Annotated in this window: 28 protein-coding genes; 9 read left to right on the top strand and 19 right to left on the bottom strand. The window is 61.6% G+C overall.

The genetic code is table 11. The annotated features are described in order from the left end of the window. Positions 1-154 precede the first annotated feature (154 nt). Complete coding sequence (locus MHAR_RS02185) at positions 155-559, top strand: hypothetical protein (protein WP_143763235.1); 405 nt, start codon at positions 155-157, stop codon at positions 557-559. 42 nt (positions 560-601) lie between these two features. On the opposite strand, the gene MHAR_RS02180 is transcribed toward MHAR_RS02185, so the two are convergent. The 3 genes from MHAR_RS02180 to MHAR_RS02170 all read right to left on the bottom strand — a co-directional run bounded on the left by MHAR_RS02180 (position 602) and on the right by MHAR_RS02170 (position 3713). Next, complete coding sequence (locus MHAR_RS02180) at positions 602-1198, bottom strand: transcriptional regulator (protein ID WP_014585994.1); 597 nt, start codon at positions 1196-1198, stop codon at positions 602-604. Between the two features lie 249 nt (positions 1199-1447). Continuing rightward, on the bottom strand, positions 1448-1663 hold the full coding sequence (locus tag MHAR_RS02175; RefSeq protein ID WP_143763234.1) for a hypothetical protein: 216 nt from the start codon (positions 1661-1663) through the stop codon (positions 1448-1450). Between the two features lie 31 nt (positions 1664-1694). After that, complete coding sequence (locus MHAR_RS02170) at positions 1695-3713, bottom strand: DNA mismatch repair protein, MutS family (RefSeq protein WP_014585992.1); 2019 nt, start codon at positions 3711-3713, stop codon at positions 1695-1697. A gap of 80 nt (positions 3714-3793) precedes the next feature. Between MHAR_RS02170 and MHAR_RS02165 the strand changes: the two genes are divergently transcribed. The 3 genes from MHAR_RS02165 to MHAR_RS02160 are packed head-to-tail and all read left to right on the top strand — an operon-like array spanning position 3794 to position 5067. Next, a complete protein-coding gene (locus MHAR_RS02165; protein WP_014585991.1) occupies positions 3794-4684 on the top strand; it encodes a class I SAM-dependent methyltransferase in 891 nt (296 codons plus the stop codon). 39 nt (positions 4685-4723) lie between these two features. Then, on the top strand, positions 4724-4858 hold the full coding sequence (locus tag MHAR_RS14025) for a hypothetical protein (protein WP_266335530.1): 135 nt from the start codon (positions 4724-4726) through the stop codon (positions 4856-4858). Further along, positions 4855-5067, top strand: coding sequence for a hypothetical protein (locus MHAR_RS02160; protein WP_014585990.1), 213 nt, complete (start codon positions 4855-4857; stop codon positions 5065-5067). The genes MHAR_RS14025 and MHAR_RS02160 overlap by 4 nt, the downstream gene beginning before the upstream one ends. 8 nt (positions 5068-5075) lie before the next feature. Here the strand turns inward: MHAR_RS02160 and MHAR_RS02155 are convergent, their stop codons facing one another. Further along, the gene (locus tag MHAR_RS02155) at positions 5076-5465 is read right to left on the bottom strand and encodes a hypothetical protein (RefSeq protein ID WP_014585989.1); all 390 of its coding nucleotides are present in this window, start codon (positions 5463-5465) and stop codon (positions 5076-5078) included. Between the two features lie 81 nt (positions 5466-5546). After that, entirely contained in the window at positions 5547-6212 is a 666-nt protein-coding gene (locus MHAR_RS02150; protein ID WP_143763233.1) for a phosphoribosyltransferase, read from the bottom strand. Between the two features lie 118 nt (positions 6213-6330). Here MHAR_RS02150 and MHAR_RS02145 point away from each other — a divergent pair, with 118 nt between their 5' ends. Further along, positions 6331-7638: a tryptophan--tRNA ligase gene (locus MHAR_RS02145; RefSeq protein WP_014585987.1), complete on the top strand. Its 1308-nt coding sequence runs from the start codon at positions 6331-6333 to the stop codon at positions 7636-7638. Positions 7639-7666: 28 nt separating this feature from the next. On the opposite strand, the gene MHAR_RS02140 is transcribed toward MHAR_RS02145, so the two are convergent. The 7 genes from MHAR_RS02140 to pstC (MHAR_RS02110) form a co-directional block, all read right to left on the bottom strand. Continuing rightward, on the bottom strand, positions 7667-7846 hold the full coding sequence (locus tag MHAR_RS02140) for a hypothetical protein (RefSeq protein WP_048144263.1): 180 nt from the start codon (positions 7844-7846) through the stop codon (positions 7667-7669). Positions 7847-7851: 5 nt separating this feature from the next. Further along, positions 7852-8067, bottom strand: a complete 216-nt coding sequence (locus MHAR_RS02135) for a hypothetical protein (protein ID WP_048144262.1) — start codon at positions 8065-8067, stop codon at positions 7852-7854. A gap of 135 nt (positions 8068-8202) precedes the next feature. Beyond that, complete coding sequence (gene moaC, locus MHAR_RS02130) at positions 8203-8670, bottom strand: cyclic pyranopterin monophosphate synthase MoaC (RefSeq protein ID WP_014585985.1); 468 nt, start codon at positions 8668-8670, stop codon at positions 8203-8205. A 22-nt stretch (positions 8671-8692) separates the two neighbouring features. Next, entirely contained in the window at positions 8693-10087 is a 1395-nt protein-coding gene (locus MHAR_RS02125; protein ID WP_014585984.1) for a bifunctional ADP-dependent NAD(P)H-hydrate dehydratase/NAD(P)H-hydrate epimerase, read from the bottom strand. A 47-nt stretch (positions 10088-10134) separates the two neighbouring features. Next, positions 10135-11409, bottom strand: coding sequence for a phosphate ABC transporter permease PstA (pstA, locus tag MHAR_RS02120; RefSeq protein ID WP_014585983.1), 1275 nt, complete (start codon positions 11407-11409; stop codon positions 10135-10137). A 1-nt stretch (position 11410) separates the two neighbouring features. Continuing rightward, positions 11411-12328 carry a phosphate ABC transporter permease subunit PstC gene (gene pstC, locus MHAR_RS02115; protein WP_143763232.1) on the bottom strand — a complete coding sequence of 306 codons (918 nt, stop codon included), beginning with the start codon at positions 12326-12328 and terminating at the stop codon, positions 11411-11413. Positions 12329-12441: 113 nt separating this feature from the next. Further along, positions 12442-13359 (bottom strand): phosphate ABC transporter permease subunit PstC, encoded by a 918-nt coding sequence (gene pstC / locus MHAR_RS02110; protein WP_014585981.1) that lies wholly within the window; start codon positions 13357-13359, stop codon positions 12442-12444. A 334-nt stretch (positions 13360-13693) separates the two neighbouring features. On the opposite strand from pstC (MHAR_RS02110), the gene MHAR_RS02105 reads away from it, so the two are divergent. Next, positions 13694-14953, top strand: coding sequence for an alkaline phosphatase (locus MHAR_RS02105; RefSeq protein ID WP_014585980.1), 1260 nt, complete (start codon positions 13694-13696; stop codon positions 14951-14953). A 115-nt stretch (positions 14954-15068) separates the two neighbouring features. After that, the gene (locus tag MHAR_RS02100; protein WP_014585979.1) at positions 15069-15332 is read left to right on the top strand and encodes an Lrp/AsnC ligand binding domain-containing protein; all 264 of its coding nucleotides are present in this window, start codon (positions 15069-15071) and stop codon (positions 15330-15332) included. 50 nt (positions 15333-15382) lie between these two features. On the opposite strand, the gene MHAR_RS02095 is transcribed toward MHAR_RS02100, so the two are convergent. Both MHAR_RS02095 and MHAR_RS02090 read right to left on the bottom strand, forming a co-directional pair. Then, positions 15383-16261, bottom strand: a complete 879-nt coding sequence (locus MHAR_RS02095) for a PstS family phosphate ABC transporter substrate-binding protein (RefSeq protein WP_052300975.1) — start codon at positions 16259-16261, stop codon at positions 15383-15385. A 176-nt stretch (positions 16262-16437) separates the two neighbouring features. Further along, on the bottom strand, positions 16438-17265 hold the full coding sequence (locus MHAR_RS02090) for a phosphate ABC transporter substrate-binding protein (RefSeq protein ID WP_048144261.1): 828 nt from the start codon (positions 17263-17265) through the stop codon (positions 16438-16440). A gap of 601 nt (positions 17266-17866) precedes the next feature. On the opposite strand from MHAR_RS02090, the gene MHAR_RS02080 reads away from it, so the two are divergent. Beyond that, positions 17867-18838: a hypothetical protein gene (locus MHAR_RS02080; protein ID WP_014585976.1), complete on the top strand. Its 972-nt coding sequence runs from the start codon at positions 17867-17869 to the stop codon at positions 18836-18838. A 282-nt stretch (positions 18839-19120) separates the two neighbouring features. On the opposite strand, the gene MHAR_RS13890 is transcribed toward MHAR_RS02080, so the two are convergent. Both MHAR_RS13890 and MHAR_RS13585 read right to left on the bottom strand, forming a co-directional pair. Beyond that, the gene (locus MHAR_RS13890) at positions 19121-19294 is read right to left on the bottom strand and encodes a hypothetical protein (protein ID WP_228369594.1); all 174 of its coding nucleotides are present in this window, start codon (positions 19292-19294) and stop codon (positions 19121-19123) included. Positions 19295-19587: 293 nt separating this feature from the next. Then, on the bottom strand, positions 19588-19725 hold the full coding sequence (locus tag MHAR_RS13585) for a hypothetical protein (RefSeq protein ID WP_187287841.1): 138 nt from the start codon (positions 19723-19725) through the stop codon (positions 19588-19590). Between the two features lie 269 nt (positions 19726-19994). Here MHAR_RS13585 and MHAR_RS02070 point away from each other — a divergent pair, with 269 nt between their 5' ends. Continuing rightward, positions 19995-20993: a PHP domain-containing protein gene (locus MHAR_RS02070; RefSeq protein ID WP_014585974.1), complete on the top strand. Its 999-nt coding sequence runs from the start codon at positions 19995-19997 to the stop codon at positions 20991-20993. Positions 20994-21227: 234 nt separating this feature from the next. Here MHAR_RS02070 and MHAR_RS02065 read toward each other — a convergent pair whose 3' ends face one another. The 3 genes from MHAR_RS02065 to gatE form a co-directional block, all read right to left on the bottom strand. Next, entirely contained in the window at positions 21228-22088 is an 861-nt protein-coding gene (locus tag MHAR_RS02065; protein WP_014585973.1) for a phosphate ABC transporter substrate-binding protein, read from the bottom strand. A gap of 97 nt (positions 22089-22185) precedes the next feature. Then, positions 22186-23322 carry an ORC1-type DNA replication protein gene (locus tag MHAR_RS02060; protein WP_048144258.1) on the bottom strand — a complete coding sequence of 379 codons (1137 nt, stop codon included), beginning with the start codon at positions 23320-23322 and terminating at the stop codon, positions 22186-22188. A gap of 126 nt (positions 23323-23448) precedes the next feature. After that, a complete protein-coding gene (gatE, locus tag MHAR_RS02055; protein WP_014585971.1) occupies positions 23449-25341 on the bottom strand; it encodes a Glu-tRNA(Gln) amidotransferase subunit GatE in 1893 nt (630 codons plus the stop codon). Positions 25342-25344 lie beyond the last annotated feature (3 nt).

Below are 25344 nucleotides of genomic sequence, written 5' to 3'. Positions count from 1 at the left end.
TGCTGGGGTGTGATGTGAATTAATTATTAATATTTTAATAATTATTTGACATGGGCGGCCGCCGTTGATATAAAATATCCTACGTACCCAAAGAGGATAAATATTATAGTAGCTAACACGTAGCATAGATGGACAGATTAAGGAAGTGATCAATATGAGAAGGCTCTTGCTTACATTGGCGATTCTCCTCACCCCTTGCATCGCCTTCGGCGACGTCGACGTAACCGGACGATGGCAGTCCACGTACAACTTCGGCGAGGTCGAAGAGGTGATGACCGCCGAGATCCAGCAGATCGGAGAGAGCATAATCGGATCATATTCGGTGGAGATCACCCCTTCCGGTGACGGGTACGGCGGAATCGTCTTTGGGACGATCGAAGGTGGCGCTATCAAGGCGTTCTACCTTGCCATAAAGGGCTCCGACGGGGAGGATCCACTGACGACGATCTCCTTTACGGACGGGCGGGTGGTGGACGATCGGACGATCCGGGGAGAGTTCTACTATCGCGACAGCGAACTATTGGAGCTATCGGGACCCTACGAGGCCACCAGGATCTGAGCTTCATGGGTGGGGGGGACCTCTGAAGGAGGCTCCCCCTATTCAAGCCTCTGCGGTCTCGTAATCCGTATCCATGGTGTCCTGGAGCCCGTCCTTGGAGATGTGGGTGACCATCCTCTCGGAGACGTCCTGGTCTGAGATGATATCCTCAAACCGCTTGGTGAATCCGTCCCTCTCGGCCGCCGCCTGGCACTCGAAGATGTTCTTGTACTCGCTGATGGTGGAGGGGGCGACCCCCAGCCTCTCGCTCATCTCCTTCACCGAGTGACCGGCCGCGGAGAGCCTCAGAAACTCCTGCTTCTCGAAGGGGGGCTTCAGGTCGGATTCCCGGAAGAGATGGAGCTTGATCCTGGCGCGACTGACGGTCTTGTTGAGGGCTCGATCTCCCAGCTGTTCGGCGATCTCGGTGTCGCTGAGCCCTTTATAAAATAGCCTCACCACGGCGGCCAGCTGCTGGGGGGTGAGCTTGGTCTGGATGTTGTATCGCTGGGCCATATCGGATACCACCACCTGAAGCCTGCTTTCGATCTCTTCGCTCCCCTTTAGATCGCCGTGTAGCGTGGCCTGCTTCTCGACCACTTTGGTGCTGCTTGAGATCTTCAAGAACAGCTCTTTCAACTGCTCCGTCTTATCGCTCATTCGAGTACACACCCCGACGATAACTCCCTTGTTTATACTATAAAGAGGTTTCCCATAATATTCGACCCGCCATAAGATAGATATATATTTATATATAAATTTTATATATCCGGGGCCTGCCAGCCATTTGCGTCCTGGTTACGCCTCCCATCCTCCTCTAGAAGAGGGCATCTCAATCTCCAGTCCGCAAGGAGGATGCCGCCGCCCCGCTCCTCGCGCCCTTGGCCGAGCCGCCGGAGGCGGAAGATATCAGAGCCGTCTCCTCGGCCTCTTCCTGGACCTATTCTCCGGGCTCATATCCCGGGAGACGCTGGCGGCGACGAACCTCTCCACCCTATCCTCCCTGATCCTCCTCTCCTGGACCATCTTCTTCACCAGGAGGTAGTTGGCGATGAAGAAGGCGGGGAGCATCAAGAGGCAGATGACGGCGATATGCCAGATCTCCAGGTGGTAAGGGGGTCCCATGAGATATAAATAGACCTGCAAGTATAAAACTTCAGCGGAACTTCGATAAGAGCCTCCCATAGAACTCAGATTCTCCGCCCTCGGCAGTTCTGGCGAGCCTCTCGAGGATCAGCTCCGGGGTGCTCTTTGCCAGGTGGCGGTAGCGGGGGCTTCTATCGACGATCAGCCGGTACTCCTCGTCGAGCCCCCGGGCCTCGATCCCGTCGATCCTGACGGCAGTCTCCGCAAACCTCGCCACCTCCTCGGCTAAATGGCTGACGAAGATGGCGACCGAGCCTCCCCGGGAGAGCTCGCCGAGGAGGGAGGCTATGATCCTCGCCGAGGCCCCCGGCTCCGTCATCGCCTCCAGCTCATCCGCCAGGACGAGCTTCCTCCCTTCCCCGGCGAGGGCGGAGAACTTCCGGATCGTCGCCTCGAAGGCCCCCGCCCCCAGGGTTCCCCTGCTCTTGCCGAAGTGGTAGAGGCTCTCGAAGAGGGATAGCCTGCAGGACCTCGCCGGGACGGGGAGGCCCATGTGGGCCAGGACCGCCACCTGGGCCACCAGCTCCAGGAGGGCGGTCTTGCCCCCGGAGTTGACGCCGCTCAATATCGCCGTCGTCTCCCCGCCCCCGGCAAGCCCCGTATGGCCGACGGAGTAGCTGACAGGTTCCGGGTCCTTCAGAAAGAGGCTCCTTCCCTCCAAAAAGCCTATACAGGGTTCCTCCACGAAGGCGGGCATCGCCAGCCCCCGGGATAAGGCGAAGGAGCCGAGGGAGTAGATGAAGTCGAAGTCCAGGAGGCGTTCGTGGAGGGCCACGACCAGCTCCCACATCCCCGATAGCTCCTTTGCCACCTCCCGACGGGCCTTGAGCCTCCTCGCCTCCGCCCTCTTCCGCATCTCCTGGACGAAAACTGCGAGGGCCGCCCTGTCCACCTCCAGGGGGTAGCGGACCTCCGGGGAGATCAACTCCTCGAGCCTCGCCCCCTCGGAGCCCTTCAGGTGGAGGCCGGAGGATGCCCGTTCCCGGGCAGACCTCAGGACGGCGGCGAAGGTCTCCCCCATCCGGGATCGGAAGACGTCCCGGAGGTCCCCCCCCTTCCCCAGGGCGAGGAGGAGGTCGTCCCCGGCGAGGGTGACCGAACAGCTCTCCATCCTCGTCTTCAGCTCGCGGTTCGCCCAGGCCACCGCCTCCTCCGCCCTCCCCTCCACCTCCGCCATCAGCCTTTCGAGCCTCTGGACCTCGGGGTCTCCCTCCTCCGCCAGCTTCGCCATGGAGAGAGAAAGCCCCTCCAACCCCTCGAACCTGGCCACCTCCGCCACCTCCAGGATCTCTGCGGCCTTGAGGAGGGCATCGATCGTCGTCTCGTTCTCCTGGTAGTGGTGGAGGACCCGCTCCGGGACGAGGTACCACTCCTCCTCCCCCACCGCCTCTTCGACCTCGGGGAGGGATAGGCTGTCGATGCTCCGGCCGAGGAGGGTCACGAGGTCGTAGCCCTGGGCCAGGTCCCGGAGGTCCCTCGAGCTCTCGACGAGGTGGAGGTCGACGGTTCTATCGATCCCCCGGTCCTTCAGGGCCCGGAAGGTGGTGGCCGAATCGGTCGCCACCGACCGACTCCGGACCCGAGGTCCCGCGCCCCTCCGCAACGGCCTCAACCGAGATAGATGATCGGCGATGCCGGTATTTTGGAGCCTCTTTGCCGTGGCCACCGCCTCCTCCGCCAGCCTTCTGTTCTCCTCGATCATCTCCCGGCTGGAGGAGGGAAATAAAGTCAAGAGCCTCTGCCTCGCGCGGTCGGTATGGGCCTCCTCCACCAGGAGCTCCATCAGGGATGAGTAGATCCTCGCCGCCTCCTCCGTGGCGAGGAAGGCGGCGGGGGATACGCCGTAGCTCGCCCCCCGCGCCCGCTGGACGAGGGCCGTCGCCTGCCGCTCGCTCATCCCCCTCATCTCGATGAGCCCCGCCACGTCCCCCCTCAGGAGGGCCTCGAGGGCTGCCTCTTCGTCTCCGTAGCGGGTGATGAGCCGCTCCGAAAGCTTCGAGCCCACCCCTGGAACGTCCAATAGCTTCAACCACAGACGAATCGCCAGGAGACCATATAGCCGTTTCCCCGAAGAAACCTTGATATCCCCAGGGCGGGGATCTTCTGATCGTGCTGCTCCACGAGATGCTGAAGATCGACGGCGGGGAGGGGGTCTTCCTCGCCGAAGAGTCCCTGGCCGACCTGATTAGCCTCCCGGTCACTTCGGAGATCCTCCGGTCGGGGCTGAAAGTCGAAGACCTGATCGAGGTGGTGGAGGAGGGGGGCGGAGCCCATCGGCTCGGGGTCGCCCTGAGGCTGACGGAGCCCGCAGATACCTGGCTCCTCCTCACGGACCGCTACTCCGGCTCCCGGGCCCTGGACGGCTACCTCCAGGACGGTGCAGCCAGAGTCGTCCGGGTGGAGGAAGAGAAGTTTTTGGAGGGGGTGGTGGAGGCCCTCGCCATCTCCCTCAGAAGTGAGCTCTTCTGCGACGCCTGCCCCGTGGCCAGCCCCCCCCTCTTCGTCCCCGAGAGGATCGAGGGCCTGGAGAGGTTCCTGCGGCCCCTCCTCCCCGCCGGAAGCGAGGTTCTGGAGGTCTGCTGCGGGAGCGGGATGGGGACCCAGGCCCTGAAGAGGCTCGGGTTCCGGCCCTGGACCGAGGACCTGGACAGCTGCGAGATCTGCATGGCCCTGAAGGCGGGCCACCTCGACTCCGATAGGGCGATGGTCCTGGACGCCCGGCTCCTGGACCGGTTCTTCCCTCCCCGGCGGTTCGATGTGGTGGTGGGGTTCATGGTGGGGCTGATCGACGACGTCAACTGGCCCCTCTGGAGGGAGGTTCTCGTCAGCTCGTCGAAGCTCGCGGAGAAGATGGTGATCTACACCACCTACACCGAGAGGGAGGCCCGGATCGTCGCCGAAGCCCTCGGGTCCGTCGGATGGGCCGCCGAGGTGGCGGCGAACCCCGACGACCTGGGGATCTACGACCAGTGGGCTCTCCTAGGACGGAGGCTAGGGTGACGAAAGGTTAATACCGCCCGAGATCGAAAGGACGGAGGGGTGATGCTGGTGCCCAAGTTCAAGAAAAGGGACGTAGAGAGGAAGGGCGACAAGAAGACGGAGAACCTGGAGAAGAAGCTGATAGAGGAGAACCTCGACGATCTCGTGGGCCCAGGCGGTGAGAAGGAGGAGTGAGAGCCCTCAAGATCCGGATCCGCGCCGACGGCCTCGTCACTGAGAGGACCGTCGATCTCGATAGGGACCTGACCTACGACCAGCTCTTCATGCTTCTGAACATAAACCCCGAGACGGTGGTGGCGCTGTTGGAGGGCCACCCCGTTCCCGCCGACGATCTGGTGGAGGCCAAAGACCTGGAGATCGTCCGGGTCGTCTCCTCTGGATGAGGAGATTTTCAGATGCTGCTGAGCCTTCCGCTCAGATCCTTCAGCCGGCCAATGTCTTCCATAACCCGTGTAGACTCCAGCCTCTTCTCCTCTTCGAAGTGGGTTATGATCTCCTCAAGAGATCTTATCAGCCGGTAGACCTTCATCGGCCTCCCCTTCCCGTCCTTCTTGACCTCCCGCTCCTCGACCCAGCCGTTGTTCCGAAGGGCCCTCATGGCGATGCTTACCTCGGGCTGGCGGAGGTTGGATCCGATCTCGATCTCCCGGGAGGTAGCCTCCTGGACGTTGGCGAGGTAGGTGATCATGCTGGCGACGTTCCGGGGGATGCCCAGGTCCCGGAGGACCTCGACGAACTCCCGGTCGTCGTCGTCCAAGACTTTGACCGAAAATTGTCTCATAAATACCACAGCTATTTTTCTGGTTACAAAATCATTCTCATATAAATAGGTTATTTTTGTTTATCCAAATCCCCAATCTAATCAGCATCTTGTGGCGGTATAAACCGATCCAGACCTGATGGCCATCCCCAGGGAGACGAGGTCCTCCAGGACCTCGGCCATCTCCACCTGATCCAGATCGATCTCAAACCTCCTCTTCAATTCTGCGATGATATCCCCCTTCGAGAGGGGGCGACCTGCCCCGGAGAGGACCCGTCCGGTGAAACCCACCAGGTCCTCGTGGGCCGCCCAGGGGTATATGATCCACCTCCATAGATCGATCCTCTCGGCGTAGTAGTCCGGCTCGATCGTTGAGCTGGCCTTGTGCTGGAGGACCGCGGTCCTCACCTCCCCGGCCCCCAGGCTCTTCAAGTACCCCGTCGCCGCCGCCAGGGTCTCCCCGGTGTCGGTGACGTCGTCGACGACGAGGACCCTCTGGCCGGAGGCTGCAGTCGCCAGGGGGAAACGGACCGATGCCCTTTCCCTCCTCTGAGCCGCAATCCCCCAGTGCTCGACCTTGATGCTGGTGAGGAGGTCGTGGACAAGAAAGTCGCAGACGACCCGGGCCGGGACGTAGCCGCCCCGGCCTATCGCCACCACCAGGTCGGGGCGCCACCCCGAAGCCTTGATGATCCTGGATAAAGTCCGGGCAAGGTCGTAGAACTCATTCCAGGTCACGAGATCGCAGGGGAAGGAGTCTTGGTCCATCGAAAGTATCATCGACTCCTTGATTTAAATAATTTTAGCTGGGACCCTCCCCCCCGACCACCGGCCTTCTGAGGATGACGAGAAGGTAAATATACCATATTCTGCATCGCCTGGACTTATGGCAACGAAGCTGGACCCCTGGGGCGCAGTCTCGATAGACGACTACTCGAAGCTCTTCGAGGAGTTCGGGATATCGAGCTTCGAGGATCTCCTGCCCCAGATCGATGACCCCCATGCATATATGAAGAGGCATATAATATTTGGCCACCGCGATTATCATAGGGTTGTCGAGGCGATGAAGGAGAAGAGCCCCTTCGCCGTGATGAGCGGGTTCATGCCCAGCGGGAGGGTCCATCTCGGCGGCAAGATGGTGATGGAGGAGATCATCTGGCACCAGAAGCACGGGGGGGACGCCTTCGTCGCCATCGCCGACATGGAGGCCCACTCGGTCCGGGGGATCAGCTGGCAGCGGTGTCGGGAGATGGGGATCGAGGAGTACATCCTCAGCATCATCGCCCTGGGGCTCGAGCCGTCGGCGACCATATACTTCCAGTCGGAATGCGGGGCCGTCCGGGACCTCGCCTTCGAGCTGGCGGCCGCCGCTCGGTTCTCGGAGCTGGCGGCGATATACGGCTTCTCCGGGGAGACGAACGTCGCCCACATGGTCTCGGTCATGGTCCAGAGCGCCGACATCCTCCACCCCCAGCTCCCCGAGAACGGGGGGCCGAAGCCCGTGGTGATTCCGGTCGGCTCGGATCAGGACGCCCACATCCGGCTCACCCGGGACCTGGCCGGGAGGATGAGAAAGTTCCTGGTGGAGGAGAGGGAGGGGCGCATCAGCCTCCGGGGGAAGGCGGCGGGGACCGAGCTGATCGATGCCGCCGCCGCGCGCCTGAAGGAGATGGGCTACAGGAAGGTCAAGCGGTACGAGGAGCACATCGACGTCTTCGACGCCTTGGCGAAGGACTCGGGGAGGGTCGAGGAGGCGATGAGGAGCCTGGAGGTGGAGGCGGGAGGCTACGGCTTCGTCCCTCCGGCGTCTCTATACCATCGGTTCATGACCGGCCTCACCGGCGGCAAGATGTCCTCCTCACGGCCCGAGAGCCACATAGCCCTCACCGAGGACCCCGAAGAGGCGAGAAAGAAGGTGATGAAGGCGGTCACCGGCGGTAGGCAGTCCCTCGTCGAGCAGAAGAAGCTGGGGGGCGAGCCGGAGAAGTGCACCGTCTACGAGCTTCTGCTCTTCCACCTCTCCGAGGACGATGCGGAGCTTGGAGAGGTCTTCGATGGATGCAAGAGCGGCACGAGAACCTGCGGGTCATGCAAGAAGGAGGCGGCGGAGAGGATCAAGGCCTTTTTGACCGAGCACCAGCGGGAGAGGGAGGCCGCCCGGGAGAGGCTCCCGGAGTACGGGCTTAAGGGATAATAAAAACGAAATATCCGGCGGGAGAGGATCACTGCCGAGGCCCGCCTCTTCGACCGGAGAGGAGGGCATAGATGACCAGGAGGACGGCAGATAGAAGTACTATCACGAAGCCGATCGGCGGAAGAATGAAGATCAATAAAAAGCCGATCAGCAGCACCGTCCCGTAGATCGCAATTAAGCTCTTATTCAGGACCGACTCTGGGTTCATCGTCTCTACCCCCGAATCATCCGACCGCAGGACGGCGGAGCGCTCCCCTCCACCGCCGGCTTGATCCACATCCCTCCATCTGGGCAGATCGATTCGACCCGCGGGATCAAAGACGAGACGGGCGGGATCTGAGCGTCCAGCTTCATCCCGTCCAGCCCCTCCGCCCATAAACCGATGGATAAATCGTCCCGGCAGGGGGCGGACTCCAACGGCAGTTCCATGTTTTGGAGGAAATTCTATAAATAATTATCTATTTCACCTGATCTATATTCCGAAGATCCCCGCCGACAGAAGATATCCGGACCCCCATCCGAAGAGGAGACGATCCGGGATGGAGAGCTCCCCTGACCCCTTCCTCAACCCACCCCCTTCCTCTTCTCCACCACCCGGATCTCTTCGATAGAGGTCGAGGGGTAGTTTCCCGTCCCGTCCTTCTCCAGGTACTTTACCATATCCCAGACGTTGAGGAGCGCCGCCGAGACCCCGGCGAGGGCCTCCATCTCGACCCCGGTCCTCCCGACGGAGGTGACGGCAACCGTCGCTCTGACGGCGGCGGGGAGGAGGACGAAGTCGACCTCTACCCCGGTGATGGGGATCGGGTGGCACAGGGGGATAGTCCGGGGCGCCTCCTTCACCGCCTGGATCGCCGCCACCCTCGCCACAGTGAGGACGTCCCCCTTCTTCACCCCGCCTTCTCTTATCGACTCGACCGTCGACCCCTTCAGGCGGATGATGCCGGAGGCTACGGCCCTCCGCCCAACGACGGGCTTCTCGGTGATCTCCACCATCCCGCCCCTTGATCCCCACCGGTCCCCGAACGGCATGATCCGATCCCATCTCCAGAAGTCAGAGCCTCATGGCGGCAGGGATCTTCTCTATGACGTCGGTGGCGAGGAGGGAGTAGCCCTTCTCGACGAAGGCGAGATCCCCAGCGGTCCCGTTGACGAAGGCGGCGGCGACGGCGGCCCGGAGGGGCGGGGCCTTGGAGTAGAAGGCTCCGGCGATCCCGGCGAGGACGTCCCCGGTGCCGCCCACCGTCATGCCGGCATTGCCGGTGGCATTCCCTCTGACGACGGAACCGTCGGTGATCAGGTCGACCTTCCCCTTGAGGAGGACGGTGAGCGTCATGTCCCGGGCGAAGCTCATCAACGTCTCTTTCTCGACCCGCCCCGGCGGCACCCTGATGGTGCTCACCCTCCTAAACTCGCTCTCGTGGGGGGTGATGATCCCCTGGAGGGGTATCCCCGGGAGGAGGGCGTCGGCGTCGATGACCGCCTTGCCGCACTCGGGGATCAGCTCCGCCAGGGCCTCCCTCGTCTCCGGGTGCCTTCCGAGCCCCATCCCGACGACGACGACGTCGTGGCGGGGCAAGAGCTCCCTGATAAGGTCCAGGTCGCCGGGGGAGAGGTGGTCGTCGGATAATGGGCGTACTATCAGGTTTGGGGAGAGGCCGGCGATGATCCCGGCGACGTTCCTGGGGGCGGCGACGGTCGCGAGGTCCGCCCCGGCCCGGAGGGCGGCCATCGCCGCCAGGGCAGGAGCCCCGGAATAGGGGCCGCCCCCGATCACCAGGACCCGGCCGTTCTCCCCCTTGTGGCTCTCGGAGGCCCGGCGGGCGACGAGGCCTAGGTCCCCGGGCCCCACATAGAACTCCGCTGCCGGAGGTATCCCGATCCCCGCCACCACCACCTCCCCGGGGATGGCCACCTTCGGCCGGTGGAAGGTGACGGTGGCGTCGGGTTCGACGGCCTTCTCGGTACCAAGGCCGCTCGGTACGTCCACCGAGAGGACGGGCCTCCCCGAGGAGTTGATGGCGTCGATCGCCTCCGCCTCCAGCCCCCGGACGGGGCCGCGGACTCCCGTCCCGAAGATAGCGTCCAGGATCAGGTCGTAGCGGGAGAGGGGTTCCAGCTCCTCCGAGCACCGGACCTCCCGGAGGTCGAAGTTTAGGTGCTCCAGAATCTCCCAGTTCTGCCGCGCCTCCTGGGTGGCGATCTCCCTCGACCTGCCGAGGAGAAAGACCGTCACCTCGAGGTCGGCGAGGTGCCGCGCGGCGACGAGGGCGTCCCCGCCATTGTTCCCCCGCCCGGCGACGACGGCTATCTTCTTGCCGCGAGCCCTCCTCCTCGCCTCCGAGGCGAGGGCTGACCCGGCGTTCTCCATCAGCTGTATTGGGAGGAGCCCAAAGTAGGTGCAGTTGGCGTCGACGGCTCTCATCTCGTCGGGAGAGATCGGTATCATGCCCGACTCTTATGCCGCTGAAATGATAAAAGTTCTGGGGTGGGGGCTCACCACGAGATCTTCTTTCGGTAGTGGTTCCTGACGAAGATCGCCACCATGTTGATGGATAGGACCAGGGCCAGGAGGACGAGGGCCGTCCCCCAGGCCTTCTCCTCCACGTCCCAGGCCCCCAGGAAGTAGATCAGGTTGAGGAGGTGGTAGCAGAGGTTGTTGACGGGCTGGGTGACGTCGGGGACGACGCCGTAGTACATGGTGACGGGGGTGGCGGAGAAGGTGACGGCGGTCCACATAATCGGGGCCGTCTCGCCGGCGGCCCTCGCCACTCCGATGATCAGCCCCGTCAGGACCCCGGGGAGGGCCGAGGGGATGACCACCTTCCTCACCGTCTGCCACCTGCTAGCCCCCAGGGCGACGCTCCCCTCCCGCAAGGAGTTTGGAACGCTCTTCAGCGCCTCCTGGCTGGTGAGGATGATCGTCGGCAGGTTCATCAGCCCCAGGATGATCGACCCCGCCAAGAGCGAGAGGCCGAAGGTCGCGACCAAAAAGGCGAGGCCGAAGAGGCCGTAGACGACGGAGGGGACGCCGTTGAGACAGCCGACGGCGATGGTGACGACCCGCTTCAGCCCGGAGTGCCTGGAGTACTCGTTGAGGTAGATGGCGGCCCCGATCCCCAGGGGGGCGGAGATGAGCATCGCCCCCATCACCAGCCAGAAGGTACCCTGGATGCAGGTGCTGATCCCCCCCTCCGTCCCGAGGCGGAAGTGAGGCTGGGTCAGAAACTCCCAGCTTATCGCCCCGATCCCCCGGAAGAGGATGACGGATATGATCCCCCCCAGAAGGAGGAGGGTGAAGACCGCTGAGAGCCGGACCATGGAGAAGACGAGGACCTCCCTCCCCCGGGAGCTGTAACCGTAGAGGAGGTTGATGGAGTCCTTTATCGCAAGGAAGCTCCCGATGAATACGAGGAAGGGGAGGACGATGGGGTAGGTGAAGACGGCGCTCAGCCCCAGAAGCTCGAGCTTTAGGTCTGGGCCGACCCGGCCGGAGGAGATCAAAAGGACGACGGCCAGGATGTAGACGAGATCTGCCGACAGCGGAAGGAGCCGTCCCGCGGTCCAGAGGGAGGGGGCACCATCCTGCGCCTCCCGGCGGAGGGCGAGGGCCGAGGCGGAGATGAGGAGGAGGTTGAGGAGGAGCCCCCCCATCCAGAAGGAGACGAGGGGGATCTTGCCGGGCTGGAGGACGAGGTAGACGAGAGAAGATGTGAGGATGACGAGGGCGACGGCGATCGAGGCCAGGGGAACTGGCCTGATCTTCTTCATATCAGTACCCTCCAAACCGCTTCTGGATCGCCGCCCTGACGAGGTCCGCCGAGATGTTCAGGATGGTGACGATGGCGAGGAGGACGAAACCGACGGCGAAGAGGGCGTGGTAGTGGATCGATCCGTGGGCCACCTCCCCCATCTCCCCGGCGATGACCGAGGTGAAGATGGCGCCCCGGTCGAAGGCGTCGAAGATGGGGGACGGCAGACGGGCCACATTCCCCACCACCAGGAGGGCGGCCATCGTCTCCCCGATGATCCGGCCGACGTTGAGGATGACGGCGGCTATGATCCCCGAGGAGGCGGCCGGGAGGGTGACCCGCCGGACCGTCTGCCAGCGGGTCGCCCCCAGGGCCAGAGACCCCTCCTTGAACTCCTTGGGGACGGCCCTGAGGGCGTCCTCGCAGATCGTCGTCAGGGCGGGGATGAACATGATCCCGAGGAGGATCGCCCCCGCCAGGATCGACCGGCCCGTCAGCATGTTGAAGCTCCGCTCCAGGTAAACCACCAGGACGAGGACTCCGAGGAAGCCGTAGACGATGGAGGGGACCCCGGCCAAGAGCTCTATCGCCGGCTTTAGAAACTCCCGGGACCGGCGGCCCGCGAGCTCCGAGAGGTATATCGCCAGGGGCACCCCCACCAGGATGTTTATGATGAGGGCGATGGTGGTGATGAGGACTGAGCCCGCTATGATCGGCGCCATCCCGAAGACCTCCCCGGCGGGATGCCACTTCTGCCCCAGGAGCATATCGAAGACCCCCACCTCCCGGAAGGCGAGGAAGCTCTCGAAGGTGAGGAAGTAGAAGATCAGAAGCATCGCCAGGATGGAGGTGATGGCGGCAGAGAATAGGAGCGCCTCCACAAAGCGATCGCCGTATCTGCGAGACCGGGGCGGCCTCCGCTTCTCTGGGTGGTCCATGCTATTCATCTGACCGATCTTTCATCGCTTAAAGCACTTATCTATATTCACTATATAGGGTAGGTACCGCTATATATCTGGGTCCCGATCGGCGGAGATCGTCGGCAGCTCCGTCAATATCCACCGAACTTCTTCTTGATGGCAGCCCTGACCAGGTCCGCCGAGATGTTGAGGAGGGTGACGATGGCGAGGAGGACGAAACCGACGGCGAAGAGGGCATGGTAGTGGATCGATCCGTGGGGAACCTCCCCCATCTCCCCGGCGATGACGGAGGTGAAGATGGCGCTGGGGTCGAAGACGTCGAAGATGGGGGAAGGCAGCCGCGCCACGTTCCCCACCACCAGGAGGGCGGCCATCGTCTCACCGATGATGTTCCCGACGTTGAGGACGACGGCGGCGATGATCCCGGAGGAGGCGGCCGGGAGGGTGACCCGCCGGACCGTCTGCCACCGGGTCGCCCCCAGAGCCAGGGACCCCTCCTTGAACTCCCGGGGGACGGCCCGGAGGGCGTCCTCGCAGATCGTCGTCAGGGCGGGGATGAACATGATCCCAAGGAGGATCGACCCCGCCAGGATCGACCGGCCCGTCAGCATATCGAAGCTCCGCTCCAGGTAGGCGACGAGAATGAGGACCCCGAGGAAGCCGTATACGATGGAGGGGACCCCGGCCAAGAGCTCTATCGCCGGCTTCAATATCGAGCGGCTCCTGGGTCCGGCCAGCTCCGAGAGGTACACCGCCAGGGGAACCCCCACGGCGATGTTGATGATGAGGGCGAGGAGGGTCACCATGATCGATCCCACGATGATGGGGGTCATACCGAAGATCTCCCCGGCGGAGTGCCACTTCATCCCGAAGACGAGGTCGAATACACCCACCTCCTGGAAGGCTACAAGGCTCTCGCGGATCAGGAAGTAGAAGATGAGGACCATCACCAGGATCGAGGCGATGGCGGCGAAGAAGAAGGAGGACTCGATGATCCGCTCGCCGACCTGGCGGCGGATTGGTCCTCTTCTCTTCTTCGAAAGATCCATGGAGGCGTCGAGGGCCCCCTGCTATAAGCAACTTGCCCACATTAAATATATAGAGAAAATTCGGGAATATATTCTATATACAATACGTGGGCTGGGCTGACCTTTATCCAACCTCTGCTCAGGGGGAGGAGGGCGACCCGGTTACAGGTCCAGGGGGCCCGATCTATATAGAAAATATGGAGACTATGAAATAAGTAAGACTATTTATTATATTTGTGCAACTCTTACATAGACCCATCTCCTTCAGTCGATCGCGGCGATGGCGGAGCCCCCTTCTGAAATGACTGACTTGTGCCGCAGAAACGCCGCGAAAACTGACTGATGAGGTATAGGGATGAGAAGGAACCATTCAACCCTCTGGGTTTTGGCGATATTGTTCGCTACAGCTTCGCTTCCCATGACGGCCATGGGAGCGGAGGTTGGAGAGGAAACAGCAGACGGTGCAAAGAGCGTCATATTCCTGATCGGCGACGGCATGGGATACGCCCAGCTCACCGCCGCGCGATGGGAGAAGGCCGGCGGAGACCAGCCCGGCTACCAGCCCACCCTGGACAACTACCAGACTACCAGGCTGTACATGGACGGGATGGAGTATGCTGGGCACATCTCCACCCACTCCCTGGACAGCTGGATCACCGACTCCGCCGCCGCGGTGACGGCCATGGCCACCGGCCAGAAGACCTACAACGACGTCATCAGCGTCGGCAACATCACAGCTCATGGCGAGATCATGGGACGGAATAACGCCACTCTGTACGCCGTTCCCCTGAAGACGATCCTGGAGATGGCCGATGAGGCAGGAAAGGCCACCGGCGTCGTCAGCACCTCCAGGATCACCCACGCCACCCCTGCCGGATACTACTCCCACGTCGCCTTCCGGGACTGGGAGGATGAGATCGCAGAGCAGTGCATCGAGAGCGATATGGAGGTGGCCATGGGAGGCGGCGCGAGCAAGTTCTCCTTCGACAACAGAAGCCTCCTGGAAGAGGCACCCTCCCTGGGATGGACTGTGGTCAGAAACGGGAGGGAGCTTTCAGCGGTGGACCCCGCCTCCACCGATAGGCTCCTCGGAATCTTCACCGACTCCCATATGTCCTACGAGCTGGATCGAGACCCCGCCGCCGAGCCGAGCCTGGCGGAGATGACCGAGAAGGCCATCGAAATCCTCTCCAGGGACGATGACGGCTTCTTCCTCATTGTGGAGGGGGCGAGGATAGACCACGCCGGCCACGCCCGGGACTACAAGAGGGCGGTCGGTGACACCCTAGCCTTCGACGAGGCCGTCAAGGTAGCCCTGGACTACGCGGCCGAAAACCCTGAGACCCTGGTGGTCGTCACCGCTGACCACGAGTGCGGAGGCCTGGTTCTGGGAGCCAACAGCAGCGAGTACATCGAGGGCTGGGCCCCCAACTTCGGATCCGGAGCCTACCCCGTCAGCGACTCCTACGCCGACCTCCAGATCCTGGAGGAGGCATCCCACACCGCCACCGACGTCCCCATCTTCGCGAGCGGCCCTGGGGCGATCGAATTTTCCCGGGGGCTCATCGACAACACCGAGGTCTTCGAAATCTTGAAAGCGGCGATGGGGCTCTGAAGAGCTCCTCGCCGGATCTCCCCTTTTTGAGGCCCTCGATTTTGGGAGGAGAAGGGATTAAGGGTTCACAAAAAGGGTCTATCTTCAGATTATTTCACATTGAGGTGGATGAAAAATGGTAAACGGCATAATCATGTTGAAGACGGTCCCCGGCCACGAGAGGAGGGTCCACGCCGCCCTCCGGGGCCTCTCCGGGATCAATAGGATGTACATCCTCTTTGGAGACTTCGATCTATTGCTGGACGTCCAGGTGGAGGGACTTCTGGCCCTCAACGGCCTCGTCGATACAGTCCGGGAGGTGGAGGGGGTCGTCGCCACCAGGACGATCCTCGCCCACGCCTTCGAGAGGTGCGGCCCCCCAGGAACGGAGGCCTGCTGAATCGGGGTTCGCCGATCGGATTAATTGGGGGGGGAGTGCTCCAGCCGAGGCTACGCCGAGATCGGGACGAAGCCCAGATCCTCGGCGATCGATCGGCCCCCCTCTCCGGTGACGAACTCCAGAAACGCCACCTCCTCCGGGTCGGCCTCCCCCAGGGTGTACATGTAGAGGGTCCTCGCGAGGGGGTAAGAACCATCCCTCACCGATGCCGCCGAGGGGACGACCCCCTCGTAGGCTATGACCCCGAGCTCGTCGTCAAAGGCGAGGTTCAATCCGATATACCCTATCGCCCTGTCGCTTCTTGCCACATACCGCTCCACATCGGCGCCGCTATCGAGGTATATTGAGACTCCGGGGGTTGCCACCCTCTCGCTGAAGATCTCGCCGGTCCCAGACCCATGAGACCTCGATACGGCGACGATCTCCAGGTCGGGGCCGCCAAGATCCTTCCAGCTGGCGACATCTCCGCTGTAGATCGCCGAGACCTGGTGGCGGCTCAGCTCATCCACTCCCGCCTCGAAGATGGGCCGGCTGACGACTATGGCCACGCCGTCCAGGGCTATGGGGTGCTCTTCAAAGCTGGCGCCCAGCCCCTCCATCTCGCCCTCTCCGACCTTTCGGGATGCCATGGCGATATCGATCTTCCCCGCCGCCAGCTCCTCGATCCCCGCATCGGTCCCGCCCCCGGCGACGGTGACGACGGCGTCCCTCTGACCTTTATGGAACTCCCGGGCGCAGGCCTCGGCCAAAGGAAGGACGGTGGTCGAGCCCGCCACCGATATGGTCGAAGATGCCCCCTCAAGGTGGTCGCGGAGGAGCTCATCCCCGGCGATGAGGTATAAGACCGCCCCGGCCGCGACGAAGACGGCCACCACAACCCAGGTCAAGACCGATTCGGGCCTCGTCATCCTCTTCAAGACCTCTCTCAAAATAATATCAATCTTTCCCCGCCACCGCCCTTCACCCATCGGAAGAAGCACCGGATCGTCGGCTCGGAGAGATGGATTGACTTTGCGAGAATCAAGAAAAAACGGCTCCATGCAGAGGGAGGGCCCGGGGCCCAAGCCCAAGAGGCCCCGGGCTGGCGATCATCGTCTATTCAAGATCAGAGTATCGAGACGAAGCCGAGCTCCTCGGCGATGGCCTGACCATCATCACCGGTGACGAAGTCCAGGAAGGCCTGGGCGTCCTCGGTCGGCTCGCCATAGGTTACCATGTAGAGCTCTCTTGCCAGGGGATAGGACCCGTCCTTTATCGTCTCAGCCGAAGGCTCAACACCCTCGAAGGCGATGGCAGCAAGGGCTCCATCCATGATGTAGTTGAGGCCGAGGTAGCCGATGGCGCGGTCGCTCTTGGTCAGGGCGGTCTTCACCTCAGCGTTGCTGCCGTGGCTGGTGGTGACCCCCGGGGTCTCGGCCTTGTCGCTCCCCATCACGATCTCGTTGAAGGTGTCCCTCGTTCCGGAGCCGACCTCGCGGCCGAGGACGTAGATCTTCTCATCATCGCCTCCGAGCTGGGCCCAGCTGGTGATCTCGCCGTTGTAGATAGCCCGGACCTCCTCCGCGGAGAGCTCAGTGACGCCGGCGTCGTATACCGCCTGGCTGACGGCGATGCAGACTGCATCGTAGGCCGCCAGAACCTCGACGAACTCCTCGTCAGGGTAAGCCTCCTTCTCGGAGTCCTTGACGGGCCTCGAGGCCATGGCGACGTCGCTGATCCCCTCGGCTACGTTCTTGATCCCCACGCCGGAGCCGCCCCCGGTGACGGAGACCTGGACGGCGCTCTGGGCGGCGTTGAACTCCTCGGCGCAGGAGGCGCCGAAGGGCAGGACGGTGGTCGACCCCGATACCGACAGAGCTGCGGCGGTTCCGGCGGCCAAAAGCAAGGCCGCCACGAGGACGCCGGTCAAGACGGATTTTGACTTGATGCTCATACAGCCCCCCACCCTGCTGGATTGCCGTATAAACTTATTCGCAATAAAATAAATAGATGCCCCCACCCAACTTTCGCGTATATAGACGATGATTCGACATATATTCTATATACTAAAGCCGGATCGGGAGCATGGTATTGAGAATATATACTTAAATTGTCGATATATACAGGAAAGTTCGATACTCCTGGCCTGTAGATCTATTTATATTATTGTGATTAATTTTATATTGTAACCCCGCCCGGGGGGAGTATCTGCCGGCTCGATGGTCGGGATTCGAGGGGGCAGATCCGTCAACTGGGATGTTTATGAGGGGTTTAGGGACGATGATGAAGATCTGGGCAGGCCTGATGGTGATCTGGGCGGGCCTGATGGTGGGGCTGATGGCCTCGGCCCCATCCTTGGCCGCCGTTGATCATGACGGCCACCGCCTCGATCTCGAATGGGCTGGAGGAGGCTGTCGATCGGCACCCAACGAAGTATATGACGACTTCGATGCACCCTTAACAATCTCTTTTTCAGAGGCCCCCCTCGCCTCAGAGGATCGGAGCGGTGCCGAAGGCCCACCGTCCCCCAGTCCCGCCGGGTCAGGAGGGATTGTATGAGAAAGTTTGAAGAGATTATCAAAGCTGGTATTTCGGTCGCCCTGCTGCTACTAATGGCAGCATCCGCATCCGCGGCCTGGGATAAACAATACGAACACACTTTCCAGCAGGACGTAGAAGGAGAGGGCTTCGCCATGGTCCGCCATAGCGTCAACGCAGAAAACCTCCAGCTTCTGAACTATATGCACGGAAGCGGCACCATAGACGCTGCAACGCTGATCAGCTCGAACAAGAGCATGAACGAATATTGTAAGCAGGATAGAATTTCCCACGTCTATCTGGGTGATAAACAGAAAGCGTATAGCAACAACATCTCCTTCCTGGAGCAGAACGAGATGGTATACGCCCCCGTGGCTATGGCTTATGGGACCGGCTACTACGCTGAGAACCCCATAATCTACAACTCGAAGCTGAAGGAGAAGACTTGGGGGAAGAACCGCCAGGATGGGATGGGGGTCTCGATGCATCACCAGATCGAGTACGCTTCAGCCTTCGTGAAGGACATCGGCGTCGATCTCCAATGTAGGGATGTGGTCGGATCTAAAGCAGGTTACACCTCATCGCCTGAAGACGGCTACGGCCTTGCCAGGATGAGGATCGAAGAAGAGGTTACAGAAGGTACTGTCCACATCGGCGAGCTGGTGGCAGGTACAGGGGACGATTGTAAGGGCAACAATGGATGGAAGAATCCCAAGATCGAGATCGATGAGAACTATGTGGGCACCTTCAAGATCCAGAAGAACATGGAATATTTAGCCTGCAAGCCCAAATCGAGTTTGAGGGCTGACTGGCTCTCCTGCTGCATAGGCGGCTACGGCTCCATGGACGGAGACGACAAGTTATGGGACGAGAAGGGGATCTTCGACTGCACCTGTCGCGACGTTGCGTGGGGGAAGTCTTGGGGGGACAAATCCAGAGAACAGTCCCTCAATATGCCAAATTACGGAAGATATCCTCTCAAATCTTGACGATAAGCAGAGTCGCGCTGGCACTTTTTGCGCCAGCGCTGCTCCCTCCGATTTTCGGCTTCATAATACCGCTGGGAAAGCCAATGCTCCGCCATATCCTGCCGCCTGATATCGTAACCACCAGAGGTGATATCTCGTAAATTAGATGCTTCGAGGCCGCTTTTCGAGGCGATTATCCCGACAAATCCGATAAAGCCGGATGCTCCCGCCGCATCTCGGTAGTATAGATCCCCGGATTGGCCCCAGTGCCTTATGATTATGATGATAAATTGCCGATAGATTTCATACTCCCTTCTTTGGCTTTGATGCCAAATGCCCCCTGGGCTCAAGATCGCCCTTTTGGAGCATCCGTTTGATGGCGCCGCTGACCGCCTCGTAAGGATAACCTATCCGCTCTCCTATCTCTAAAGTGGATAGCCTCGGATAGCTGGCCCATAAATCTTTGATCGCCTCCATCGCCTCCGGGTCTTCCTCCAGGGGAGGCCTGGACTCCATATCTCGCCTCCATCTCTCAAGAGCTTCTCGGGACTCCTGACTGATGGACGTCAGGATCATATCCTCCAGGACCGCCCCGAGGTCCTGCTGCCTATGCCGAGCTTCGATCAGAAGAGCCTGATAAACAGAAGGCCTCATGGTGAACTGCTTTCGCAACATAGATCCTCCGGAGTTGAATCAATTCTCCTCTACCAACATTTATGGACGCCGGAATTCTGTGATCGGGCTTTGAAGTCCTCGATGATCATCAGGTTTCAGGCGTCGAGCCACCAGCGGTCAACCGGGTCTATCTGAGGCTCTGCTCTCCCTTGAACCCTGATCGGCTCCAGCTCCGAATCTTCTGATAAATGGCCGAGTCCGCCATCCTTCCCCATATTTATTGACTCAATCATACAGCCTACACCAGAAACCAGAGCAGATATAAAATTTTTCACCATATAATAAATAGAGCTACAAAGGTATACCCTTCAAATATAGTCTATATATCCCGCAGCATCATAGCCCGCGCCAAAGATGGGATCCGCCTTAACGGAAGCTATTGAAAGGCGATGGTTGAGGGGGGGATCCCGATCCCCCATTTAGGACAATACATCCCCGACCGCTATATACAAAAAGTGGGGAAGGTATATGATTTTGCACATCTTTAAGCGGACCGATCAGGATGAAGTTCGAGCTACAGGGCTTTGATGATGGGACCTTCGCCCGGATGGAGGAGGCAGAGCTGGAGGATCAGGGATGGCGTTCGGCGGACCTTCACGTCCACACCCTCTTCTCTCACGACGTCCTCCCCGTTCCGTCCCTTCACCCAGAAGCGCTATACAGGAAGGCCAAAAAGATGGGGATGGGATACGTCACCTTCACGGATCACGATACCATGAGGGCTCACCAGGTCCTGGGGGATAGGGACGGGCTGGTGACAGGGGTCGAGATCAGGATCATGGATCCAGAGCTGGTAGGCCACACCGTCCACGTAAACGTCTACGACCTCGATGAGGAGGAGTTTGCGGAGCTGGAGGAGATAGCGGAGTTGGAGGGTGATTTGAGGGCCTTTGTAGGCTTACTCAAGAGGAGAGGGCTTCCCTTCACATACAACCATCCCTTCTGGTTCGAACCTGGGGAGAGGCCAAACCTGAGGGCGATACCCGAGATCGTCGAGCTATTCCCCGTGGTGGAGTACAATATGCATCGAGTGACGAAAAAAAACGAGCTCGCGATGGCGATGGCCCAGAGATACGAGAAGGGTCTAGTGGCCGTGACCGATACCCATTCGGGGATGATCGGAAAGGTCCTTACCCTCTCAAAGGGCGACTCCTTCAGGGAGTACTTCAGGAACATCGCCGAGGGCAACTCCCACATAGTGACCAGCGACCTCACCATGCAGGATCTCATCGACGAGGTGAACGCCTGGATCGAGCTCATCTTCAACCTCGATCTGGCTAGGATCGACATATCCGACTTCTCGACCGGCTTCGGCAACCTCGACCGGCTGATCAGGGCCCTCACCAGCGATAGGCTGAGGGGATGCCCCCGGGTTTACGGGACCCTCGAGAGGCTCAGCCGACGGCTCTCGAACACTGGAATTCCCGCCTCCATCTACCTCAGGATGGAGAACTCCATCGTCCCCCAGATTGAGGATTTCATGATGGCGAGGCTCCTTTGATCTCGGTGATCGAAAGACGATGTAGAGGAGCGAAGATTGAGCTATAATGCGGCGGCCCGCCCCCAGCAGGGCTATCGAGATCGAGGCGGATGAAGACCTAGGACCAAGAGCCGCCCATCTTCATCAGCGGCGGGCCTTGGGTTCCCGGGCTTTCTGATGAAGGATGGAAAGGGGATTAATAGGCCGGCCTACGAAGCCAGCCTAACTTGTAGCCTTTGATTCTCTACCGGGTCATCAGACCGGAACGAAACCCGACTCCGCCACGATCCTCTGCCCCTCGGCGCTCTGGAGGAAGTCTATGAACTTCTCGGCCCCGGGGGCCGGATCGCCGAAGGTGTAGAGTTTCAGGGCCCTCGAAAGCGGGTACTGGCCATCCTTGATCGTCTCCGGGGAGGGGGTCACACCCCCGAGGGCCACTGCCCGGAGGGCACCGCCTTCGAGGTAGTTCAGCCCCAGGTATCCGATGGCCCTGCTGCTCCCCGTCACCGCGGTCTTCACCTCGGCGTTGCTCCCGTGATAGGTGGTGACCCCGGGGGTCTCGGCCTCGACAGTCCCCATCACCATCTCGTTGAAGGTGTCCCTAGTCCCGGAGCCCACCTCCCTCGCTGCCACGTAAATCCTCTCGTCGGGGCCCCCCAGCCCCTTCCAGTTTGTTATATCTCCGCTGTAGATCGCCAGCACCTCCTCCCGAGAGAGGTCGGTGATCCCGCCCTCGTATATCGGCTGGCTGACGACCACCGCTATGGCGTCGTAGGCGACGAGATGCTCCTGGAAGCCGTCGCCGTAGGCGGCGATCTCCTCGGGCTTTACATCCCGGGAGGCCATGGCGATATCCGCCGTCCCCCCGGCGACGTTCTTGATCCCGACCCCGGTGCCTCCACCGGTGACGGAGACCCGGACCTCCTTCTGGATCCGGTTGAACTCCTCGGCGGCGGCCTCCACCAGGGGCATCACCGTGGTGGATCCGGCGACGGTCACGCCGGCCGCCTTCGGGGCGGGAGCGCCGCCCTCATCCCCGCCTATGCATCCCGATAATCCCAGGATCGATCCCGTCGCCAAGAGGGCGACCAAAAGGACAAATGACGATCTATTCATCAGGGAAGATCTGCTTACAGGTATCTGCTATAAGATTTATGACAATAGGATAAATAGACTACATTATCCCAGATTACACTATTGTTCATTATATATTCTATATACTTTCTCCGTCGCCCGGTGGATCTCTCTCCTTCTTCACCCTCGCCAGCACCTCTTTCGGATCGTACCTGATCCGGACGACCCGGGACCGCCCCCGGTGACCCGGGCCGCTGAAGTCGGTGTCGACGAGCCTGGCGGCGTCCAGCTTATTCAGAATCTCGTGGAACCGGGTGTACCCCGATCCGGTGGAGGCCTGAAACCGCTCATAGAGGTCCCCCGCCCTCGCAGACTCCATCTCCGCCGCAAGGCCTAGGAGGAGGAGCTCCTCCTCCCGGAGGGGCTTGAGGGCGCTCGATAGGTGGACGAGCCTCGACCTCTCGTAGGCCCGGTCGACGTCCTCGTCGGATATCCTCCGGGAGGCCCTCCTCTCCGCCTCCATCCCCGCCCTCTTGAGGAGGTCGATCCCGACCCGGAGGTCCCCGGCCCGCTCGGTGAGGTCTGCGACCTTGTCGAGGATCTCCCCAGAAGCCACCCCCGGGTAGAAGCCGATTCCCGCCCGCCGCCCCAGGATGTCCCGGATCTCCTCCAGGGTGTAGAGGGGAAAAGACACCTCCTCCGCCTGGAAGACCGACCCCACCCGGGGATCGAAGACGTAGTTCAAGGCCGGCTCGCTGAGGACGGCGATCACCCCCGCCCGGAACCCGGGGAAGGCCTCGTGGCCCCGGAGGAGGGTGTATAGAACCCGGTCCACCTCCTTTTCGGGGAAGAGGTAGTTGACGTCGTCCAAGGCCACCACCAGGACCCGGTTATCCTTGGCCAGCGTCTTCGCTATCCTCTCCAGGACCCTCTTGAAGGATACGCCGCTCGCCGGGGGGGAGTGGCCGAGGAGCTTGCTGTAGATCCGCAGGAATATGGCATGCCTCGTATGGTCCATCTGGCAGTTGACGTGGACGGGGACCACCTTCGAGGAGTGGGCCTCCATCTCGGAAAAGAGCTTGAAGATCGCCGTCGTCTTCCCCGTCCCCGGGGGGCCGAGGCAGAGGGCGCTGACGGGGCGCCCCCCCTGGAGGGCGGGCCTGACGCAGAACTTGAGGGCCTCCATCTGCGACTCGCGGTGAGCGAAGTGCTCCGGCATGTGGTCGAACTCCAGGACCTCCCGGTCCTTGAAGATCGTCTCGTCCCAGAGGAGGATCTCCCGTTTCGTATCTCAAGCCCCCAGAGGCTGATCTCAACAGACAAAATGTTAGTTGGATCGGTCAGAAATAAATAGGGTTCCCTGGTCCGAACCCCCAAGGGGTTCGGACCGCTTCATTGCCCCTCAATCGGCCAAAAGCCGTTCGATCTCCCGCCTCAGGGCGGCGCTGATGAGGGCTCCGTCGGCCTTCCCCCGAAGCTCCTTCATGACGAGGCCCATCAGGGGTCCCAGGGCCGCCTCGCCCCTCTCCCGGACGAACTCTTCCCGGCCGGCGACGATGGCGGCGACGACCGCCTCCACATCCCCTTCGCCGACGCCCGATAGGCCGGTGGCTGACGCCGCCTCCGAGGCGGAGAGGCCGGGGTTCATCGCCATCGCCTCCAGAAGCTTCGGGATCCCCTCCTTGGCGACCCTCCTCCCCGCGACGAGGGCGAGGGCCTCTTTGAGCCTGGACTCCGGCAGCCTCGATACGGGGACCCCGACCCCCTCCAGCTCCCTCGGTATCATCTCCAGGGTTCTCACCACCAGAGCCGGGGGGAGGGATAGATCCCGGACCGCCTCCTCGAAGAGGCGGTTGTACGGCGATTGGGCCATAAGGGTCGCAAACTCGCGGTTTAAGCCGTACTCTCCTTCGTATCTCGCCGCCCTCTCGTCGAAGAGCTCGGGGAGGAGAAGGGACGCCACATCTTCGGGGGATACCACCACCGGGGGGACGTCCGTCTCCGGGTACATCCTGGCCGATCCGGGAAGGGGTCTCATGTACTCGCTCGTCCCCTCGGGGAGGGCCCGCCTCGTCTCCTCGGGGACCCCCACCAGGGCCTCCGCCGCCCTCTCCAGGACCGCCTTCATCGCCGCCTCCGCCCGGTCCAGGGGTGCGGCCACCATCGCGAAGCCGTCCCCCTCCCCGGCTCCGAGCTCGGAGCGGACCGCCTCCACCTCCTTCGTGGTGATCCCGTAGGCTGGAAGCTCATCGGAGTGGAAGATCCCGCCGACCCCCGCCCTCTTCGCCCGGTCCGATAGCTCCGAGCCGAGCCTCCGGCCGGGCTGGATCTCCGCCCCGATGAGGTCGGCGAAGCCAGCCAGCTTCACCGCCAGGACGGCCCCCCCCTTCCGGAGGGCACTCCGGATCACCTTCGACTCGGTGGGCCCGAATATCCCGGTGACGTCCGCGACCCGGTCGCTGACCATCGCCCCCCGCCGGAGGAGCTCGTCCCTTATCTCCAGGAGGAGGTGCTGCCTCTCCGCCTCCACCGCCACGATAGTCTCGATCAGGTTCAGGTCCTGGACCCCCTTGATCTCCACCCGGGCCCCGCCCCGGATGGAGACGTTGACGTCCTGGCGGATCGTCCCCAGCCCCCTCTTCACCCTCCCCGTCGACCGGAGGATCATCCCGAGCCGGCCGGCGACCTCCCGGGCGTGGGCGGGGGAGACGATGTCGGGGGAGGTGCAGATCTCGACGAGGGGTATCCCCAGCCGGTCGAGGGAGTAGACTACCTCGTCGCCCCGGTCCTCGACGATCCGGGCCGCCTCCTCCTCGAGGCAGATCGTCTCCATCCCTACCCTCCCGCAGGAGGTATCGATCGAGCCGTGAGAGGCGAGGTAGGCGGTCCTCTGGAAGCCCGAGGTGTTGGAGCCGTCGATGACGATCTTCCTCATGGTATGGACCTCGTCCGCGATCTTCATCGAGAGGAGCCTCGATACGATGAGCCCTATCTCCAGGGCCTCAGGGTTCAGCTCCCCTGGGGGCTCCTCGTCCGCCTCCACAAGGCAGGTAGAATCGTAAGATTTGTAGATGAACTTCCGGGTGACCAGAACCTCCTCCAGGGCGGCCCTGTCGATCTCGCCCAGCTCGCTTCGCGCCGGTCGCAGGTACCTGAAGAACTGATGGTCCGACTCCTCCACCTCTCGGATCCTGGTGGGACAGCCGCAGAAGAGCTTGGCCGCGGTATCGAGCTGCTGGTGGATCTCGATGCCGCAGACCAGACCCAGGGAGGCGTAGTCTAAGCTTCCAGGCATAGA

This window comes from Methanothrix harundinacea 6Ac, from assembly GCF_000235565.1.
Lineage (GTDB): Archaea > Halobacteriota > Methanosarcinia > Methanotrichales > Methanotrichaceae > Methanocrinis > Methanocrinis harundinaceus.
Note: the sequence above shows the minus strand (reverse complement) of the source record. Positions and strands in the feature narration are given on the sequence as shown.

Excerpts from the sequence above, each read along its gene's own strand:
- pstC (WP_014585981.1), bottom strand. The coding sequence starts at position 13,359 with ATGGATCTTTCGAAGAAGAGAAGAGGACCAATCCGCCGCCAGGTCGGC.
- gatE (WP_014585971.1), bottom strand. The coding sequence starts at position 25,341 with ATGCCTGGAAGCTTAGACTACGCCTCCCTGGGTCTGGTCTGCGGCATC.
- MHAR_RS02080 (WP_014585976.1), top strand. The coding sequence starts at position 17,867 with ATGAGAAAGTTTGAAGAGATTATCAAAGCTGGTATTTCGGTCGCCCTG.
- MHAR_RS02155 (WP_014585989.1), bottom strand. The coding sequence starts at position 5,465 with ATGAGACAATTTTCGGTCAAAGTCTTGGACGACGACGACCGGGAGTTC.
- MHAR_RS02135 (WP_048144262.1), bottom strand. The coding sequence starts at position 8,067 with ATGGAACTGCCGTTGGAGTCCGCCCCCTGCCGGGACGATTTATCCATC.
- MHAR_RS02185 (WP_143763235.1), top strand. The coding sequence starts at position 155 with ATGAGAAGGCTCTTGCTTACATTGGCGATTCTCCTCACCCCTTGCATC.
- MHAR_RS02180 (WP_014585994.1), bottom strand. The coding sequence starts at position 1,198 with ATGAGCGATAAGACGGAGCAGTTGAAAGAGCTGTTCTTGAAGATCTCA.
- moaC (WP_014585985.1), bottom strand. The coding sequence starts at position 8,670 with ATGCCGTTCGGGGACCGGTGGGGATCAAGGGGCGGGATGGTGGAGATC.
- MHAR_RS02145 (WP_014585987.1), top strand. The coding sequence starts at position 6,331 with ATGGCAACGAAGCTGGACCCCTGGGGCGCAGTCTCGATAGACGACTAC.
- pstA (WP_014585983.1), bottom strand. The coding sequence starts at position 11,409 with ATGAAGAAGATCAGGCCAGTTCCCCTGGCCTCGATCGCCGTCGCCCTC.
- MHAR_RS02070 (WP_014585974.1), top strand. The coding sequence starts at position 19,995 with ATGAAGTTCGAGCTACAGGGCTTTGATGATGGGACCTTCGCCCGGATG.
- MHAR_RS02175 (WP_143763234.1), bottom strand. The coding sequence starts at position 1,663 with ATGGGACCCCCTTACCACCTGGAGATCTGGCATATCGCCGTCATCTGC.
- MHAR_RS02065 (WP_014585973.1), bottom strand. The coding sequence starts at position 22,088 with ATGAATAGATCGTCATTTGTCCTTTTGGTCGCCCTCTTGGCGACGGGA.
- MHAR_RS02100 (WP_014585979.1), top strand. The coding sequence starts at position 15,069 with ATGGTAAACGGCATAATCATGTTGAAGACGGTCCCCGGCCACGAGAGG.
- MHAR_RS13890 (WP_228369594.1), bottom strand. The coding sequence starts at position 19,294 with ATGGAGGCGATCAAAGATTTATGGGCCAGCTATCCGAGGCTATCCACT.
- MHAR_RS02105 (WP_014585980.1), top strand. The coding sequence starts at position 13,694 with ATGAGAAGGAACCATTCAACCCTCTGGGTTTTGGCGATATTGTTCGCT.
- MHAR_RS02125 (WP_014585984.1), bottom strand. The coding sequence starts at position 10,087 with ATGATACCGATCTCTCCCGACGAGATGAGAGCCGTCGACGCCAACTGC.
- MHAR_RS02090 (WP_048144261.1), bottom strand. The coding sequence starts at position 17,265 with ATGAGCATCAAGTCAAAATCCGTCTTGACCGGCGTCCTCGTGGCGGCC.
- pstC (WP_143763232.1), bottom strand. The coding sequence starts at position 12,328 with ATGGACCACCCAGAGAAGCGGAGGCCGCCCCGGTCTCGCAGATACGGC.
- MHAR_RS02150 (WP_143763233.1), bottom strand. The coding sequence starts at position 6,212 with ATGGACCAAGACTCCTTCCCCTGCGATCTCGTGACCTGGAATGAGTTC.
- MHAR_RS02140 (WP_048144263.1), bottom strand. The coding sequence starts at position 7,846 with ATGAACCCAGAGTCGGTCCTGAATAAGAGCTTAATTGCGATCTACGGG.
- MHAR_RS13585 (WP_187287841.1), bottom strand. The coding sequence starts at position 19,725 with ATGATTGAGTCAATAAATATGGGGAAGGATGGCGGACTCGGCCATTTA.